The 16999-nt window shown below is 52.0% G+C and carries 18 protein-coding genes; 9 read left to right on the forward strand and 9 right to left on the reverse strand.

What is annotated here, in order from left to right; genetic code table 11:
- Positions 1-26 precede the first annotated feature (26 nt).
- Positions 27-395: an HPr family phosphocarrier protein gene (locus AAGJ81_03400; protein ID MEM0965183.1), complete on the forward strand. Its 369-nt coding sequence runs from the start codon at positions 27-29 to the stop codon at positions 393-395.
- Positions 396-405: 10 nt separating this feature from the next.
- Here AAGJ81_03400 and dinB read toward each other — a convergent pair whose 3' ends face one another.
- Positions 406-1464, reverse strand: coding sequence for a DNA polymerase IV (gene dinB / locus AAGJ81_03405; GenBank protein ID MEM0965184.1), 1059 nt, complete (start codon positions 1462-1464; stop codon positions 406-408).
- A 155-nt stretch (positions 1465-1619) separates the two neighbouring features.
- Entirely contained in the window at positions 1620-1925 is a 306-nt protein-coding gene (locus AAGJ81_03410; GenBank protein ID MEM0965185.1) for a hypothetical protein, read from the reverse strand.
- 71 nt (positions 1926-1996) lie between these two features.
- On the opposite strand from AAGJ81_03410, the gene AAGJ81_03415 reads away from it, so the two are divergent.
- The 6 genes from AAGJ81_03415 (at position 1997) to AAGJ81_03440 (ending at position 11412) form a co-directional block, all read left to right on the forward strand.
- Positions 1997-3619, forward strand: a complete 1623-nt coding sequence (locus AAGJ81_03415; GenBank protein MEM0965186.1) for an aspartate:alanine exchanger family transporter — start codon at positions 1997-1999, stop codon at positions 3617-3619.
- A complete protein-coding gene (locus AAGJ81_03420) occupies positions 3616-4761 on the forward strand; it encodes an MlaE family lipid ABC transporter permease subunit (GenBank protein ID MEM0965187.1) in 1146 nt (381 codons plus the stop codon). The genes AAGJ81_03415 and AAGJ81_03420 overlap by 4 nt, the downstream gene beginning before the upstream one ends.
- A complete protein-coding gene (locus AAGJ81_03425; GenBank protein ID MEM0965188.1) occupies positions 4758-5531 on the forward strand; it encodes an ATP-binding cassette domain-containing protein in 774 nt (257 codons plus the stop codon). Before AAGJ81_03420 ends, AAGJ81_03425 begins: the two co-directional genes overlap by 4 nt.
- Complete coding sequence (locus AAGJ81_03430; GenBank protein MEM0965189.1) at positions 5528-6523, forward strand: MlaD family protein; 996 nt, start codon at positions 5528-5530, stop codon at positions 6521-6523. Before AAGJ81_03425 ends, AAGJ81_03430 begins: the two co-directional genes overlap by 4 nt.
- Positions 6520-7074, forward strand: a complete 555-nt coding sequence (locus tag AAGJ81_03435; GenBank protein MEM0965190.1) for an ABC-type transport auxiliary lipoprotein family protein — start codon at positions 6520-6522, stop codon at positions 7072-7074. The genes AAGJ81_03430 and AAGJ81_03435 overlap by 4 nt, the downstream gene beginning before the upstream one ends.
- 336 nt (positions 7075-7410) lie before the next feature.
- Positions 7411-11412, forward strand: coding sequence for an inverse autotransporter beta domain-containing protein (locus tag AAGJ81_03440; protein ID MEM0965191.1), 4002 nt, complete (start codon positions 7411-7413; stop codon positions 11410-11412).
- A gap of 61 nt (positions 11413-11473) precedes the next feature.
- On the opposite strand, the gene AAGJ81_03445 is transcribed toward AAGJ81_03440, so the two are convergent.
- From AAGJ81_03445 to AAGJ81_03470, 6 genes are all read right to left on the reverse strand, one after another.
- Complete coding sequence (locus tag AAGJ81_03445) at positions 11474-11920, reverse strand: GNAT family N-acetyltransferase (GenBank protein ID MEM0965192.1); 447 nt, start codon at positions 11918-11920, stop codon at positions 11474-11476.
- 152 nt (positions 11921-12072) lie between these two features.
- A complete protein-coding gene (locus tag AAGJ81_03450; GenBank protein MEM0965193.1) occupies positions 12073-12630 on the reverse strand; it encodes a hypothetical protein in 558 nt (185 codons plus the stop codon).
- 98 nt (positions 12631-12728) lie between these two features.
- A complete protein-coding gene (locus tag AAGJ81_03455) occupies positions 12729-13100 on the reverse strand; it encodes a hypothetical protein (protein ID MEM0965194.1) in 372 nt (123 codons plus the stop codon).
- Between the two features lie 32 nt (positions 13101-13132).
- Positions 13133-13588, reverse strand: coding sequence for a GNAT family acetyltransferase (locus AAGJ81_03460; protein ID MEM0965195.1), 456 nt, complete (start codon positions 13586-13588; stop codon positions 13133-13135).
- Positions 13589-13665: 77 nt separating this feature from the next.
- The gene (locus AAGJ81_03465) at positions 13666-13953 is read right to left on the reverse strand and encodes a hypothetical protein (protein ID MEM0965196.1); all 288 of its coding nucleotides are present in this window, start codon (positions 13951-13953) and stop codon (positions 13666-13668) included.
- A 103-nt stretch (positions 13954-14056) separates the two neighbouring features.
- Positions 14057-14755 (reverse strand): YggS family pyridoxal phosphate-dependent enzyme, encoded by a 699-nt coding sequence (locus tag AAGJ81_03470; GenBank protein ID MEM0965197.1) that lies wholly within the window; start codon positions 14753-14755, stop codon positions 14057-14059.
- Between the two features lie 59 nt (positions 14756-14814).
- On the opposite strand from AAGJ81_03470, the gene AAGJ81_03475 reads away from it, so the two are divergent.
- Complete coding sequence (locus AAGJ81_03475) at positions 14815-15726, forward strand: LysR family transcriptional regulator (GenBank protein ID MEM0965198.1); 912 nt, start codon at positions 14815-14817, stop codon at positions 15724-15726.
- Between the two features lie 10 nt (positions 15727-15736).
- Here the strand turns inward: AAGJ81_03475 and AAGJ81_03480 are convergent, their stop codons facing one another.
- Positions 15737-16609, reverse strand: coding sequence for a transglutaminase family protein (locus AAGJ81_03480; GenBank protein MEM0965199.1), 873 nt, complete (start codon positions 16607-16609; stop codon positions 15737-15739).
- A gap of 111 nt (positions 16610-16720) precedes the next feature.
- Here AAGJ81_03480 and AAGJ81_03485 point away from each other — a divergent pair, with 111 nt between their 5' ends.
- Entirely contained in the window at positions 16721-16987 is a 267-nt protein-coding gene (locus tag AAGJ81_03485; GenBank protein MEM0965200.1) for a YkoF family thiamine/hydroxymethylpyrimidine-binding protein, read from the forward strand.
- Positions 16988-16999 lie beyond the last annotated feature (12 nt).

Below are 16999 nucleotides of genomic sequence, written 5' to 3' on the forward strand. Positions count from 1 at the left end.
TCTGGAACAGGAGCGAAACTGCACACGTGAAAAACCATTGCATCGCGAACACCATTTCGATTTTCTCCATCTCCAGCCATATGACGTCACCAGTTGCCGATCAATCTGAAGCGGGGAAGCCGGAAAGCTCAGCGAGCTTCTCTCTAACCGTCTCCAACAAGATGGGGATTCACGCTCGTCCGGCAGCTATGATCGTTCGCATCGCCAATCGGTTCTCAGGGGATGTATGGGTGGAAAAAGATGGAGAAAAGGTGAACGGAAAAAGTATCATGGGCCTGATGATGCTGGCCGCAGGACCCGGTTCTGTTCTAAAATTTTCCACCGCTGGCGGTGACACCAGCACAATGAAATCTGAGATGACCGATCTCTTCGAAAAGAAATTCGAGGAGTCGTAGGAGCTGGAGCTCAAACCGAGTCCGGCCCAAGGGGTAGGAGCATTTGCTCGAGAACCGTCGCCCTTTCGCTGAATCTCACACCCAAACCGATGAGTCGGGCGCCTCTTGGTTTCCGCTGAAAAGCCTCCTTCCCAAGCGAAATGAAGCTCGGCAAATCCCACGGCATACCCGTTCGACTGACGGTCGTCTGAGAAAAGTCGGAAAACTTTACCTTCACAAAGGGCCCGGATATCCTCTCCCGGAGCTCCGGACGCGTTTCCAAATCTGCCCAAAGTTCCTCATGTAGATCCTGAATGCGCTCCACCAACTCTGCCTCACTAGTCACCTCATCCGGAAAGGTTCTTTCATTGCTCAGAGATTTGCGGATTCGCGAGGGTTGAACCAACCGCTCGTCGATTCCCCGACACTGAAAGTAAAGATCAGAACCAAATCGCCCGAAGGTCAGCTCGAGTTCAGGGAGTTCAAACGCCTGAAGATCGCCGCACGTCTCGCAACCCATTTTCTGAAGTTTTTCCTCAGCTCTTTTTCCAACACCCCAAAGGCTCCGAACGGGAAGCTCTCTCATGAAGGAATCAATCCGGTTTGGCCGAATAACAAACTGCCCGTTCGGCTTTTTCCAATCGCTGGCGATCTTGGCGAGCAACTTGTTTGGTGCTACTCCAGCCGAGCTGGGAAGCCGAAACTCTTCCCGGATGCGCTCCCGGATCTCAGTAGCAACGTCAGTCGCCGGGCGATCAAGATGAGTCACATCCAGATAAGCCTCGTCCAAAGAAAGCGGCTCGACCAGCTCAGTGTAGGAACGAAAAATCGCTCGAATGCCGCTTGAAATCTCCTGGTATCGGTGAAACCGCGGCCGAACGAAAACCAAGTCTGGGCAACGTTCAACCGCTATGAAATTTGGCATCGCAGAGCGAACTCCGAAACCCCTCGCCCGGTAATTGCAGGTGCAGACAACCCCTCTTCTACCGCCTCCACCAACCGCGAGAGGAATTTTGCGTAACTCCGGCCGGTCGCGCATCTCGACAGCTGCGTAGAAACAGTCCATGTCGATGTGGATGATTTTACGCACCGTAACGGAGACCGAATCTGCAAGAAAACTACGGTTGCAGCTGCAAACGGGCTGCTAGCACCGAATTCGGTGTAGGAATCGGTTTTGCGATCCCTTTCGTATTTCGTTGGGCCGATACACCTTCAGGAGCCTCTACAATCTTTGAAACCATCAATCTAATCTCCTATCCAAAAGAGCGAAAGCGGTGAAAACTGATTCCACACTAGAAAGCCCATGTAGACTACCGCGATGCTGAGCATCAGCCATCCAACGGTCTGGGTAAACTCAGCATGATTTTTTCGCACGCGACCATTGAAATACCGGACGTAGAGAGAATCCAAATTGGGGCCATCTTCATCGTAAATCACGAAACGAAACCCGAATCCAACCACTGCAATCAGCAATCCGATTTCAAACACCAGAAAGATCAGCTCAGCATTCACGTACTTAAAAGAAAGCCCTAGTTTAACAGACTTCAGCACTTTATGACAAGACAGTCAGTCGCTTTCCCGATTGCATCCACAGGAGTCGCCGTCTACTGGATTGGGCGAGCATGCCAGAAACCGGCTTTATCGAAACGACACTCGGAAATCCATATCTCCTGCTGTTTCTGCTTGTCGGCGCAGGGATGGCTCTTGGACGAATTTCCGTAGGAGGAATCACCCTGGGGACCTCAGGGGTCCTATTTTTTGCTCTGGCGGCTGGCCATTTCGGCTACTCTGTCCCGGAAGGGGCCGGAACCATCGGGTTACTGTTGTTCGCGTACTGCGTTGGCGTGGGAGCAGGCAACCGTTTTTTTTCCTCTTTGAAACGGGAGGGACTTTCCCTTCTGAAACTCTCTCTGGTCGTCGTTACCCTCGGTGCTGTAGTGACCTTGGTGGTAGGCTGGCTGTTCAATATCCCGGCCGATCTTGCCGGCGGTCTCTTTGCAGGAGCCCTCACTAGCACACCAGCCCTCGCAGCTGCAACCGAAGCGCTCGACACGGCAGGTAGGTCGAACCTTGTGGTCGGGTACGGAATTTCCTATCCGTTCGGAGTCATCGCGGTGGTTCTCTTCGTTCAGCTTCTTCCGCGGATTCTCAAAGTGGATCTCAAACGGGAAGAGCAGGCATCCCGGGAAGAAGAGAAAGAAGAAACCGTAGCAACCGTGCTGGTTCGCGTCACCAACCCAAACCTGGTTGGCAAACGCATATCCGATAGCGGTCTTACTGTTCTTGACTCGGTCAATGTTTCCCGGGTGATGCGGGGCACCCAACTGGTTCCACTGAGTTACGAAGATCAATTTCGCCTCGAACAAAAACTCTATCTCGTCGGAAAAGGACGCGAACTACAGATCGCCGTTGATTACCTCGGAGAGGCTAGCAGCGAGCGGGTGCCTGATGGAGCGGGAAATGAGCGCCGGGTACTTTTGGTGACCGGGAAGAACGTAGTCGGAAGGATCCTTCGGGAAATCGATCCTCTCCGGGAACATGGAGTCATCATTACCAGGGTGCGAAGGATGGACTACGAGTTCGTAGCCTCCGGCACCACCCGGATCGAAAACGGAGATCAGATCACTGCTGTAGGCCCACCAGACAAACTGGCTGCGTTTGCCGAAACCGTAGGGCATCGCCCGCAAAGTCTGGGCGAGACCGATCTGATTTCTCTTACCATAGGCCTTTCACTCGGAATCCTCTTCGGAATGATTCCCTTCGCCCTTCCGGGATCTGGATCCGTTACTCTCGGACTGGCTGGTGGACCGATTCTGGTAGGCCTCATTCTTGGCCATTTCGGACGAGTTGGCAGGCTCACTGGCTACATCCCACGGCCTACCCGCCTTCTCCTTCAAGAGTTCGGCCTCGCTTTTTTCCTCGCGGCTGCAGGGATACAGGGAGGTGCCCAAATAGTGGATACTCTCGAAACCCAGGGATGGACCTTACTTTTTGCTGGGGCTCTGATCGTCCTGCTTCCTCTTTGCCTAGCGTTTTATCTCTGTCGACGCTTTCTCCGTCTCACCTTCCTACAAACTCTGGGAGGAACTTGCGGTGCCATGACCTCTACTCCGGCTCTGGGAGTGATCAGCTCCAAGACTGACTCCCCCATTCCAATCGTCAGCTATGCGACTGCCTATCCCGCAGCGTTGATTCTCATGACAGTTTTTGCAAAACTTTTGGTGACCTCGGCATTCGGCCTGTGAGAGCAAGAGAAGACAGCTTACAAGACTCTCCACCCGTCTACTCGGTAGAAGATTCCGAAACCGCGCTGCGCATCCGCCTTTCCGGCTCTTTCACTATCCAGGGCTCACAGCCAGATCTACCTGACATTTCAAACCAAATCTCTACAGGCAGATCGGTGATCGTAGACGGTAGTTCCATTGAGTTGTGGGACAGTGCGCTCATTCTCCATTTAAAACGGTTGAGGAACTTGGTGACTCAAAAGAGTGGCGTGGTTAGGCTTGAAGGGTTCTCATCTTCCGTCGAAGCGCTTCTGGATCGGGCTGGCGAGAATGCGGGCGGCACCGATCTCGTCACTGAGACGGATAAGGAAGGTCCGATTGTTCGCCTCGGAGATTGGGGTCTTACTAACTGGAAAGGCTTTTCCTCCTTTTGTGTCTTTCTCGGGGAAATGGCCCAAAGCCTTTCTCGATTCGTTCGGCGCAAGGCCATCTACCAGAGCGCAGATTTCCTCGCCCTTCTCTGGGAAACCACAGGGAGAGCGATCGGAATTGTTTTTCTGATCAGCTTCCTCACTGGTCTGATCATGGCTTTTGTCGGTGCCATGCAACTCGTCCAGTTTGGTGCCGACGTGTTCATTGCTGACCTTGTTGCTCTCGCAATGTTCCGCGAGATGGGAGCCATGATGACGGGTATCATTATTGCTGGGAGAACTGGATCAGCATTTGCCGCGCAAATCGGCAGCATGAAAGCAAACGACGAGCTCAACGCACTCCAGACCATGGGTGTATCCCCTTTTGACTTTATCGTCCTGCCCAGATTTCTCGCTCTCGTCCTGATGATGCCCATACTGGCTTTTCTAGCGAACCTCTCCGGAGTCTTTGGCGGACTTCTGGTCGCTACTGGTTTCTTCGATTTGACTACCGTTCAATACCTCGACCGCACCAGTAACTCACTCGGCTGGGGTAGCTTCCTTTCGGGGACGGTAAAAAGCGTCTTTTTTGGTGGAATTATCGCGTTGACCGGCTGCTATCGGGGCATGGCAGCAGGTTCGAGTGCCGAGTCGGTTGGTCAGGCAGCAACCTCTGCAGTGGTCACTTCCATCATTTGGATCATCATCGCGGACGCACTCTTCGCGGTAGTTTTCAGCATTTTCGGCATATGAGCGGAGAGAATCCAGCGATCCAAATGTCCGACCTGAACATCGGCTACGGCGGAAAGCCGATCATGCAAGGAATCAATCTGGAAATCGCCCGGGGAGAGATTTTCTTCATCATGGGAGGTAGCGGCTCAGGAAAAAGTACCCTCCTCAAGACCTTGATTGGCCTCATTCCTCCTGTTTCGGGAACCATTCATTATGGAGACAAGCCCTTCTCTGATAACGATCCAACCACCCAAGCAGCCATTCTTCGGGATACTGGAGTTCTCTATCAAGGTGGTGCCCTTTTTAGCTCGATGACGCTACAGGAGAACGTCGCTTTGCCTCTTCGTATTCACACTAGTCTTTCCGAAAAGAACCTACTCGAAATTGCTGAGTACAAACTGAGTCTGGTTGGCCTCTCGAACGCTACGGCTAAGTTTCCCCATGAAATCAGTGGTGGTATGATGAAAAGGGCTGGTCTCGCGAGGGCACTTTCCCTCGATCCCTCTATTCTCTTTTTCGACGAACCCTCTGCAGGGCTAGACCCTCTGACCTCCAGCCAGCTCGACGACACCATCCTGGAACTCAATAGCAGCCTCGGCACGACGACCATCATCGTCTCCCACGAACTGGAGAGCATCTTCAGCATCGCAGACCGATGCGTTTTTCTAGATGCCGCCACCAAGAGGCAAATCGAGGTGGGAGATCCCAGAATCATGAAAACAGAATCGACCTACGCGGGAATCCGTGACTTCCTAAACCGCAAGAAGCCGGAATCGGCAAACGCATCATGAATCCAACGATCCTGAAGTTTCGTATCGGACTCTTCATTATAGTGGCGATCGCCCTGTTTATCGGCAGCCTGTTTTTTTTCGGACTCACCAACCTATTCGAAAAACAAGTGCACATGGTCTCGTTTTTCGGAGAATCTGTCCGCGGCCTTTCGAAAGGATCTCTTGTCCGTTTTCGAGGAGTCGAGGTTGGAAAGGTGACCGATATTCGTCTCAGCCTGGGAGAGCAGATTACCGCAGACGGAATCCCGGTGACCTACGAGATCGATATGACCAATCTGCAGAAAAACTTGGGGATCTTTGAAAATCTTGCGGATAAGGAAACCTACGAGAACGCCATTCGTGACGGACTGACTGCAAAATTGGAGTCCGCCAGTCTCCTCACGGGCCAGCTCTTCATCGAGCTGGACTTTCGTCCGGGGACAAACACAGAGAAGCCGTGGATCATCAACGGTAACCTTCACTACATCCCCTCTCTTCCTTCTTTTCTTTCGGACGTCACTGACCAGAGCATGAAGATCATCAACGACGTCAGCGAGATCGACTTTCCAGAGTTGGGAAACAATCTGAACGCTCTTCTCGTTACTCTGAACGACGTAGTATTGCAGATTGAGCCTGAGCAACTTGCTGAGAACGTAAACAGTGTCCTCGTTTCTGTGCAGGGTTTGATCGATTCAGGTGAGATTGAAAACATGGTCATCCAGTTTACGGAGACGGCCTCCTCACTCGAATCAGCACTGGTCGATATTCAAGAAGGTAAAGGAAACCTCGGCAAACCACTATCCGATCTAATCCGTGAGCTTGCCGACACGACAGGCCAAATCAGCGCAATGCTTGATGATGTTTCCCTCCTCATCAAAAACCGCAGCGGCCCAATCGTGGGCCTTGACCAAACTCTCGACGAAGTTCGCTCAGCAACCGCGGCCTTCCAGTCGCTTCTCGAGTTTCTTCGGCGCCATCCCAACGCCCTTATCTTTGGAAAACAACAGCCATGAAGCCATTCCTATTTTTTACTCTGTTAACGGTCGGGATGACCGGATGCGTAAGCCTTCAGCCGGTTAGCGACACCGCTGAACGCTTTACCTTGATTCTTGAGGAGCATATCGACTCAGGCTCTTCTTTCGCGGCACCTGTCTTCGAAGTCTCACTTCCCTCCTATCTCAATGAGGGCACCATTTGGTATTCTGACCCCAATGGAAGACTGTATAGCTTCCCTAACTTCGTCTGGGCAGAGTCCCTTAACCGCGCTGTTCGGCGTGAGTTGGCAATCGCCCTTTCTTCGGATGAGGCCTTCCATCCGAGCACTCGGATCAACGTGTACTTGGGTCGCTTCAATCTCCTTTCGGACGGTTCTGGTATCGCGGTCGCAGAGGTCTCGGTTTCAGGGACATACGGTGCAAACATGCTTCCGGCTGTTGCGGTAAAACCAAAGGAAATCTGGAATCCTGATGAACCGAAAACCTTTTTGAAAGGCTACCAGAAACTGCTGAGCGATCTTGCGGAAGAGCTCTCCAAGGAGATGGAGACTTCTTTGGAGCAGAAGTGACGGTTTGCGGAGTATTTGCCTGGATTTGTTTGGAGAACTCTAACTCGGCCGTAACAAATCCCGGCAAGGCAGTTCAAACAGGATGCCCTGGTGATACCGAATTCAGGAAGGTTCGTTTAGAGTGCTTGCGGTTTGTTTGAACTATCAGACTAAGATGATTGTGGCCTCCAACGAGGCGAAGCGACGCGCTGCGCACTTGCCTACGACGTGACCGGCCGTGTCGAAGTGCCCAACTCATCGCTCAACCGCGGTCGGTGGGCAAACGGACATCCTCGCGTCCTTTGTAAATCCTTGCCGATTCGTTCATTCTAGCCGATAAATCCTCCAACAGATTTTGTGAAGACTTTCGGAAAATACTCTTTCTCCTGCTTAGCTGTATCTGCATTAGTCCTCTCTATCATCTTCCAAATCGCCGCTAAATCAGAAGAGCCAGACGTTGAATCCGCCTCTAAGTCGAAGGGATCAGACACTGAAACCATAGAGTCCGAAGAAAGCCCCTCTCCTCTCACCGGCTACCGTTTTGTCTCGGACCGGGTATTCGATCCACTCACTGGTATCTCTGCCGAAGAACAATCTCCCGAAGTCGAAGAGCTACGTCCTGTAGCGACCGTAGAAACGGTCCCAAATGATGCCACACCTTCCTCATTGAGTAACCGAAGTGAAACCGCTCCTCATGATGTAGCCGTGCAGTTTCCCGCGATTTTACCCACTGAAGTTGCCGTTCAATCAAATACCTCATCAGTTCCCGCAGAGTTCTCCGAGGCTCCTTCTCCGGAGCATGTGGAGACGACCGCTGGAGAGTCTGCGGGCTTTTCGGACATCGCCTCTGCATCCGAAGATCGACCGACCTTCCTTCTCCAGCCAGAAAAACCCCTAGGAACCGACGGGGTGATTGATACCGCAGCAGGTTTTCCAGCACCCCCTACTGCCGATTCGGTTGGGACTAGTCCAGAAGGAGTCGAGCCTTCTATTCTCGCCGAGTTAGGGGACCGGGAAGTCTCGGCGGATCGGGACGAGAGCATCCTGTTTCCGCTGACTCTCGAAATTCCGGGATTTGACCCGAGTGCAATTCCCTCAGCTACACTAAAGGAGCCAGTCCCTGCCGAAACTACGGTGCAGACTGCAAATATGGACCGGCAAAACGAGGTCCCCGCGAGCAACCCTTTGCTAAAGCACTCCTCTCCAGCCGTAGTCGGTGTGGGTGCCACGCTCGCAGATTCCAATTCCGACATCTACATCGATGCCCTTGTTCCATTCTACCAAATCGGAAATGAGTCCTATCGTACGATCTTTTTCGTCGCACCACGACTAGCAGACGGAGAAGACATCAACAACGGATCGGTCGGACTTGGAGTCCGGAGCCTGCACGGGCAAGGAACTTTCCTTGGAGATAGTTTTCCCTGGATCATGGGTGCCAATGTTTTTTACGACTTCACCCGCTCCTCACGGGATTTTGACTACAATCAGTTCGGTGCAGGCCTTGAGTGGATGTCTCCTTTTCTGGATCTGCGGATCAACGCTTACTTTCCTGAGGATACGGAAAACCAGATTGCCGAAACCTCCTCTTCGAGAACGTCGAGCAACTCTTCAACCACAAGCACGACGACCTTCGAGCAACCTTTTGCTACCGGCTTTACGGTGGTGCAACCCTTTACCACCACCGAAACCACAATAACCCGCCGGACGACAACTACCCGATTCTTTGAACAATACGAGAGAGCATTGGAGGGATTTGATGGAGAAGCAGGCATCTTGATCCCGGACAATCTGACCCTGTTTCCCATACGGATTTACGGAGGTTTTTACTCATTCGACAATCCCTTTGGCGAAGACATCTCCGGTCCAAAAGCTCGTATTGAAGCAAGGCCTTTTTCGTTCCTTCTCCTCGATGCATCCTGGTATCAGGACGAAGAGCTTCTCGGATCGACTTGGTTCCTTGGGGCAAGGGCGCGAATGACTATCGGAGGTGGACCGGCTTCTCCCGAGAGCTCCAAACCACTTCACGACGCGACGGAGGGACCGAAGCTAGAGGCCTATAACCCCTACGCCTCGTTCCAATCCCGGTTGGTTGAGAGAATCCCACGGAACTACCGGTCCGTCATCATAGATTCCCCCTTCATTGAGGACGAAGCTAGGCGACAAGTTTCCGTTAGCTCCTTTAGCACAACCACTTCTATTACAGGAAGCAATCTACTCGCTTCACGCTTGATCTTCGTGGACGCCTCCCGTGGCTCGATCAGCGGCGCGGGCACCTTTGAAAACCCACTGAACTCTATACAGAGCGGAGCCGATCTCGCTATTGCCAACCTCGGTGCTTCCGGTCGAATCTGGACCGTGTGGACTCAAGGAGGAGTCGGCCCTTACAATGAGAATGTGACGGTTACCGATTCGGTTCGTTTCATCTCCAACGCGATACCTATCCAAGGCCAGGGAGGAGGCGTGTTCGGGGGAACCTTTCCCGGTCCGGTGGTAAACGGCGGTTTCCTATTCGGTTCCTTTCCAGCCAGTGCGGCCTCCCCTATCATTCCAGAGGGGAGCGTCAGGGGCTACGAAATCACGGGGGGCCACACGGCAGCGAGTTTTGCCGGGATCACTTTCGTAAACGTGGAGAACGCCGTCGCCTCTTCCAACCGAATCGACACCATTGGGGGAACGGGCATTCAAGTAATCAACCGCGGAACCATCTCCGGCAGGGGGACATTCGCATCCAACGGAATCTTCAATGCTGGGAACCACGGTATTCATTTCGACTTTGCCGATTCGGCTGAAGGCACTTACGAGGTCTCGGATTCCGGCTTCGAAAACCTCGGAGGCAACGCCGTTCGAATCCACGCCACAGACAGCGCCTCATTCGACGTTACAGTCACACGGACCGGAGCGTCGGGACTTGCGAACTCGGGGCTTTTCGTGAGTGCAGACTCTACAGCTTCAGGAACAGCCAACCTCGCCAACTCGTCCATCGACGGAGGCGGTGTCGACACCGCGGCCTCCGGTAGTTCGAACATTGCCCTCAAAGTTAGTGGCACTCGCTTTGAAAACGATCCAGACAGTGTATTCACCCTCGCCGTTTCCGACTCTGCCGAGCTGGTCTCAGAGATGCGCAACAACGTCCTAGAGAGCAACCAGTCCGCACTTTCCTTGCAGGTTAGTAATTCAGCCGCGTCCGACACCCATTTCAGTCAAAACTCGGTCAACAACAGCACTACAAACGCTGTCTCGATCGCCTTCGAAGCCACCAACACTCAGACCCTCGAAGTTTCCGGAAACGAAATTTCCGCTACCGACGGAACGGCGATCTTTATCAATGCAACTGCTGGATCTGCAGAAGTTATCGCTAACAACAATACGATTGATACGGCTACCAACAACGGATTTCACATCCGTTCAGGGGGGACGGCCAGCGTCACAGCATCGCTCTCCGGTAACGGAACTTCCAACACTTCGGATGGAGGTTTTCTCATTCGTTCCGCTGGGACGGGTAATCTATCTGCCACCCTCGTCAACAATGTGACGAGTAACTCCGGCACTTACGGAGCGCGCCTCCGTGCTGCGAACAATAGCAACGCAAGCATTGAAGTGACGGGGAACACGTTCGCTCAAACGGTAGCAGCAGCAATTGAATTGGTCGGACTGAACAACGGAGTCCTTTCTGTTGTCGCTAATAGTAATGTAATTTCGGATACAGGGATAGCTGGGATCTTCGCTAACGCTGAATCTGGATCAATCGTCAATCTAACTGCAGAGAACAACAATATTTCGAGCACAACCGAGGAAGGCATTCTCTTCACTGGATCCGACAACTCCTCGAGCCGCTTCGAAGCCCGCGGCAACCTGATTTCCTCAACCGGGAACGCGAGCGGTATCCGTGGCTCGTATCTGGATGACCACGACGCGGTCATCCAAATCCAAAATAATCAAATCGGACCCGTTGCCCAGCAAGGTGTCCAGATCGAGACTAGCGACTCCACCACAGCAAGCATCCTCCTCTCCGGAAACACTATTTCCGATACCTCTCAAGATGGAATTCGGATGACCCTCTTTAGCACAGAGGACCAGTCCGCAGTTGTGACTAGTAACAGTCTCGCACGTCTGGGAGCCAACGCGATCAACGTTTCGACGCAAGGACCCAAGGAAGTGACCATTGATTCCAACTTCATCCAGACAACCGGTGCTGCAGCGGTCCGAGCGGAGATGCAATCAGCCGGACTCATCTTCAGCGGTGCCAGCTTGGGGAACAATGTCTACGTGGATGCGACCCCAGTGCCATTCAACGACGCCGGGACCGCACCTTTCACAGGTGGAGACGGTATCCTGATCAACACGATTGCTTACCCGTAATCGGGAAGATCAACCGAAAGCCAGTAGCTTTAGGAGTTATTCTAGTGATTTTTCTTTTCGCCTAGTCCCCTTTCCTTTCGATTGGCTTATCGAATTTTTTGAGGGACATTCCGGAAAAAGGCTGCTCGGGACCTTTGAAACCATAGCGAGAATAGAAAGGAGAATCCTTCTTTGTGGTGAACAGGTGGACGTAGGTCTTCTTTGGACAATTACGGTTAATGTAATCGACGATTCTATCCATCACGGCACTTCCAACTCCTCTTCTTTGGTGATCGGGATGAACCACGAGATCTTGGATATAGACAAAACGGTATCCATCACCAATCAAACGTCCCATCCCAACCACAGACTGACCACAGGTTGCCACGTAAGAGACGAGTGTGCCATTAAGTGCATCCGGTATCGCTTTACGGTTCGTGTACCGACTCCACCCGACCGATTCAATTAGATCAATAAACTCTTCAGCGGTGGGTCTTCTTTCTGTAATCGTGTATTTGGATTCGTCCATTTCCATTGGATTCTCCGGCTGTTTTAGTCTTCAACCCACTTCTCAAACGCCCCTAAGCGTAGCATGATTGCCGGTGGCTACTGTAAAGCAAAAGCCGGTTATTCTTTCTCATGGTCGTTGCTGAAAGTGGCGCGCCTAACCCCGGAAGTTGCCTATCCCGACTCACTCACGCCATACCTCCTTAGCTCTTCTAGAATCGCCTTTAAAAGTGCAAGGTGTTCATCCCCAGGCTGTATGTGGTGGGAAGAAATCATCAAATTGGATAGCAGCATGATTCTCTTAGGATTCGATTCCGACTTTGAATCCAGATAAAAACCGTTTGGATGCGGGTGCTTTTCATACTTCTCCTCCCATCCCGGGAACTCGTATTTCTGTTCCCACCACTTTCTTGCGTGTCCGGGGGACGCGAAAACGAAGATCCGACAGGTAGCAGTGTCTAGAGGGAATTTTCGCTTGCTGAATGAAAAGTCAGCCACTCCATTCACTCCCTTGGATAAAAAGCGGTCTCTGAGTAGAAGGGCCTGGTTTCTGGATTCTTCATCAAGTCCGCTTAGGTCCTTGAAGAAGGGAATAACCAGCCCGTCGATTCTTTTCCACTCTGGACCAAGGGTGTCCTCTTTGACCACAATTTCCGACAAAGACGGAAGGTAGACTATCTCGGTTGACCCCTTGGCTAAAGTGGTCGCGAGAACAACTAGCAGTACTACCATTTTCATTCTGTTACTCAAATAGTAGAGAGGATGCGGGGAAGCCAGCGCAGAACAGTTGCAGCCGTTTAATCGAACGGACTGCTAAGGCTACTCTTCGCTTACCGTGATTCGACTTCCTTGCAGACAAGATGAATGATCGATGCTGGACTAGAAATCCAGAAGGCTTCGAATCCATCTGGTAAGTCTTCGATTTCATCACAGCGAGTCACATTCTCCTCCCTAAAAAATTCCGAACTAGCGGAAATATCATCAGTCATTATCTCCAGCCACATTTCCGCCTGGCTCATGCCTGGAACTCTGTCGATCCAAAGATGATTTCGTCCGAACTCGAAACCGACTGCGGGCAAATGCTCCTTTAACTGCTTCAGTCCAAGTAAATCTCGGTAGAAACGCACCGTTTCTTCATACTGATGGGGTGGTACTTTCATCGCTATGTTGCGACCGCCTTTGAAAGTTGGTTTCGGTTTCATTTTTTCACCCCACGTGCAAGTTCAGCAAACCATCAAACGTTGCCACTACAGCCCTGTTGAACTCGGTAGGGCTCATCGACTTCTAGACGTTTTCCTAGGCTGATGACTTGGTCATCACTGAAACCTAAACTTTCGTAGAACGCGATGACCTGAGAATTGGAACTTCTTACCTGTAAATTGATTTTAGGACATCCAGCTTCTCTGAGAAGACGCTCCGCTTCTTTCATGATTTTTCCAGCATATCCTTTTCTTTGCTCGCTTGGTGCTACCGCCAAATAATTAATCCATCCGCGGTGGCCTTCATATCCGACCATGCAAGAGGTAACGATTTTATCTTCCTTCACGCCAACCAAGAACCACTCAGGGTTTACTTTTAGTTTTCGCTGAATGTCACGAATTGGATGGTTCTGGGACGCTATCAAACCGCAATCCAACCAAAGCTGGACGAGCGCCTCCTGGTCTGAATCTCGATACGGTCGTACTTCCATTTTGTGCTTCGGGTGCGGACAGTAGGCAACCAAGCCAAAGGACTCAAGCAGAAGGCCGGACGAAAACCTCGGGTCGACTACATCGACTGGTCAGACCCACGATCTCTCAATGAAGAAAAAAGCTGCTGTATTAGCAGAACGACAAAAACGGCACCGATCACTATATGCGGGATAAACGTTGGCCACGCTTCCCGAATCATATTGAAGAGAATCAACCCGGAAAAGGTCAAAGAGAGTAGAACTAAAACGGATAGAATTATCTTCCAGACTCTTGTTCTCTTCCGCGATAGTTGGATGCTCCAAAGTGCCAGGGCGAAACAGAAGGCTAAGGGCAACACGCCCCAGATGATCGTCTCAATTTCCATTCCTTCGACCCATCCGTGGATATCAAGGGTGGTGAGTCCTCAAACGTTCAATTTCAATCTCTCCCTGCAGCTTTGTGGGAGGTCAGCGAACATCCTTTCAGACCTAGTAAAACCGCTCCCCAAAAAGTGCTGACCCCACGCGAACCATCGTGCTGCCTTCGCGGATCGCCTCCTCCAGATCGCCGCTCATACCCATTGACAGCTCCTTAAGTGGCAAGCCGGAGGCTGCCGAGAGTTCGTCACGCAGGCACCGGAGACGGGCGAAGGCCTTGACCGCTGCATCCCTCCCACCTTCAAGTGGGGCAATCGTCATCAAGCCCTCGACCTCCAACGCTTCCCAGCTCATCCACTCGTTCAACGATTCCCTCGTTTCTTCCTCGGTAAATCCGAATTTTCCGGGATCCTCGCCCGTATTGACCTGAAGCAGACAGGCCAGTTTCCGATTCTCGCCCTCCAGAAAGCGGTTGATCTTGCCACCTAGTTTCAGTGAGTCCACGGACTGGATACAATCGAAGGTCCTACAGGCCGCCCCTGCCTTATTCGACTGAAGGTGCCCGATCAAGTCCCACTTCATTTCATCCAGGTCGAGGGATTCCTTCTTCCCGCTCGCCTCCTGGACCCGATTCTCTCCTACCCGATGGATCTCTGCGCGGTGACAAAATTCGACCGCCTCCGGTGGGTGATTCTTGGTCACCGGAAGAAGGCAAACCGAGCCCACTGCTCGACCGGACTTCCGAAGGCCCTCGTCAATGCGATCTCTAAGCCCCGAAAGATTTTCAAAAAACTCATTGTAACTTACCATAAGAGTGCCTTATCATGCGCCGATCTTTTATAAAAGCTACTCCGTAGATCACAGTTCTTATGCATATTGAAAACTTCAAAATCTTCGCAGATTTGGTAGAAAGCGAGAGTTTTTCCCGAGCCGCGAAGCTGAACGGAATCACCCAATCGGCTGTCAGCCAGCAGCTACGCTCAATGGAGCGCCATTTCAACGTCCTCATTGTCGACCGCAGCCAGAAGCGGTTTCGGCTCACACAAGAGGGACGCCTCCTGTACGATTCCTCCAAAGAAATCCTCAACCTTTACGAACGCCTTGATTGCGAGATTCAGGAGATGCGAAAGGTAATTAGTGGCAACATCAAGCTCTCTACGATTTACAGTGTAGGACTCCACGAGCTTCCCAAATACCTGACCAAATTCATGCAGGAGTTTCCATCCGTGAACGTTCACGTGGAGTACCGACGCTCCAACCATGTCTACGATGACATCCTCCACAATGCGGTGGATCTAGGCTTGGTCGCTTTTCCGATCAAGAACCGGCAGCTCGAGGTCATCCCGTTTAAAACCGACGATCTAATCGTGGCCACAAGTGCCAACCATCCGCTGGCCAGAAACAAGGAAATCAACATAAGGGATCTCGAGGGCTATGATTTTGTCGGATTTGACAAGGACATTCCCACCCGCAAGGCAACCGATGAGATTTTCCGCGAGGCAAGAGTCGGGCTCGATCCAAAGATGGAGTTCGACAACATAGAAACGGTCAAGAGAGCCGTCGAAATAGACGCCGGGTTCGCAATTCTACCTGCCTCAACCATTGCAAACGAGGTGAAGAACGGGCTGATCTGTTCCATCCCGTTTAAAAAGAAAAGCTTCCACCGTCCGATCGCTTTGATTCATCGGAAGGGACGCGTCCTCACTCCGGCGATGAAACAGTTCGTCGAGCTACTGACCGACGACAAGAGCCCAAACGAGGCTCCAAAGTCTGCAGCTTAGAGTAACCCGCTTACTGCTGAGGCAGTCGCTCGATCCTTACCTTAACTGCAAGATCCTGTTCGTCGACGCCGCGAAAAGTGCCTCGAAAGGGAGCGACGTCGTTGTAGTCGCGTCCGATAGCCACTTTGATGTGGCGTTCCCCGGCCGCTTGATCGTTGGTTGGGTCAAGTCCCCACCAACGTCCACCGGGCAAGCCTACTTCGACCCAGGCGTGACTTGCAGCCGCCCCTACCAGTTCACTGCCTTTCTTCTGGGTTGGGTCATACGGTTCAATATAACCACTGACGTAGCGTGCGGGTATCCCGCCCGTTCGGAGGATAGACAACATCACGTGAGCAAAATCCTGACAAACGCCCTTGCGCAGTTCGATTACTTCGTCAATCGGAGTGGTGATATCGGTCGCTCCTGGAACGTAGTCGAACTGGTCGTGGATCCAGTGGTTCACCTCCGTAACCGTATCCACGATTGATTCTCCTTCCCGGAAAAACATGCTGTTGAGGCCTCGCAAAACCCCTCCGATCGGGACGAGTTTAGTTGGCCTCCGAAAGTCGATCATCTCCACTGAATATCTCGAAAGAATTTGCTTCGCCTCAGCAACGGTCACGTTGCGGCAGAACTCAACCGAATCCTGAGGCAACGTTTCAACTGTCGAAGTCGAGGTGATGGTCAGTCGGGAGTGCCTAAAAGGAATCGCAAAATACTCTACTGGATTTCCCCAATAATCGACAAACGATCCAACAGGAACGCTTGGATCCACAGCTAATTGCCGCTCCTCGACCGTCTGCTGAGCATCCGAGGTCGGGCAAAGACGCAACTCAGCAACCGATTCAGAGGCGGGCTCTGCATAACGATAGATGGTCGTATGGGATACGGAGAATCTCACTGCAGGGACACTGGGGTCAGAGGGAAACGTTTGGCAACCGGAAACCAAAGGAAGGACCCACCCGGTATTGCTTTTGACAATCCACGCTTAAATCAGCATTTTTTCAGGTTTATGGAATCCAGCTTTGAAGTATCCCTCTACCCCCTAACCGAAGATTATGAGACCTCGGTCCTTACCTTCCTGGACGCTCTCGAGGACGAGGGGCTTCAATTCTCCACGAGTGGAATGAGCACGCGAATTGTTGGTGAAACAGGGCTCGTCATGGAGGCCCTCGGACGTCAGTTCGAGAAGATTCAAAGTCATGGAAAAGCGACCTTGATGATTAAAGCTGGACCCGGTCGACTGGAATACAACGGACGCCACAACCGGGAACTTTAAGTCGTCACTTCG

Source organism: Verrucomicrobiota bacterium, assembly GCA_038744685.1.
Classification (GTDB): domain Bacteria; phylum Verrucomicrobiota; class Verrucomicrobiia; order Opitutales; family Puniceicoccaceae; genus Puniceicoccus.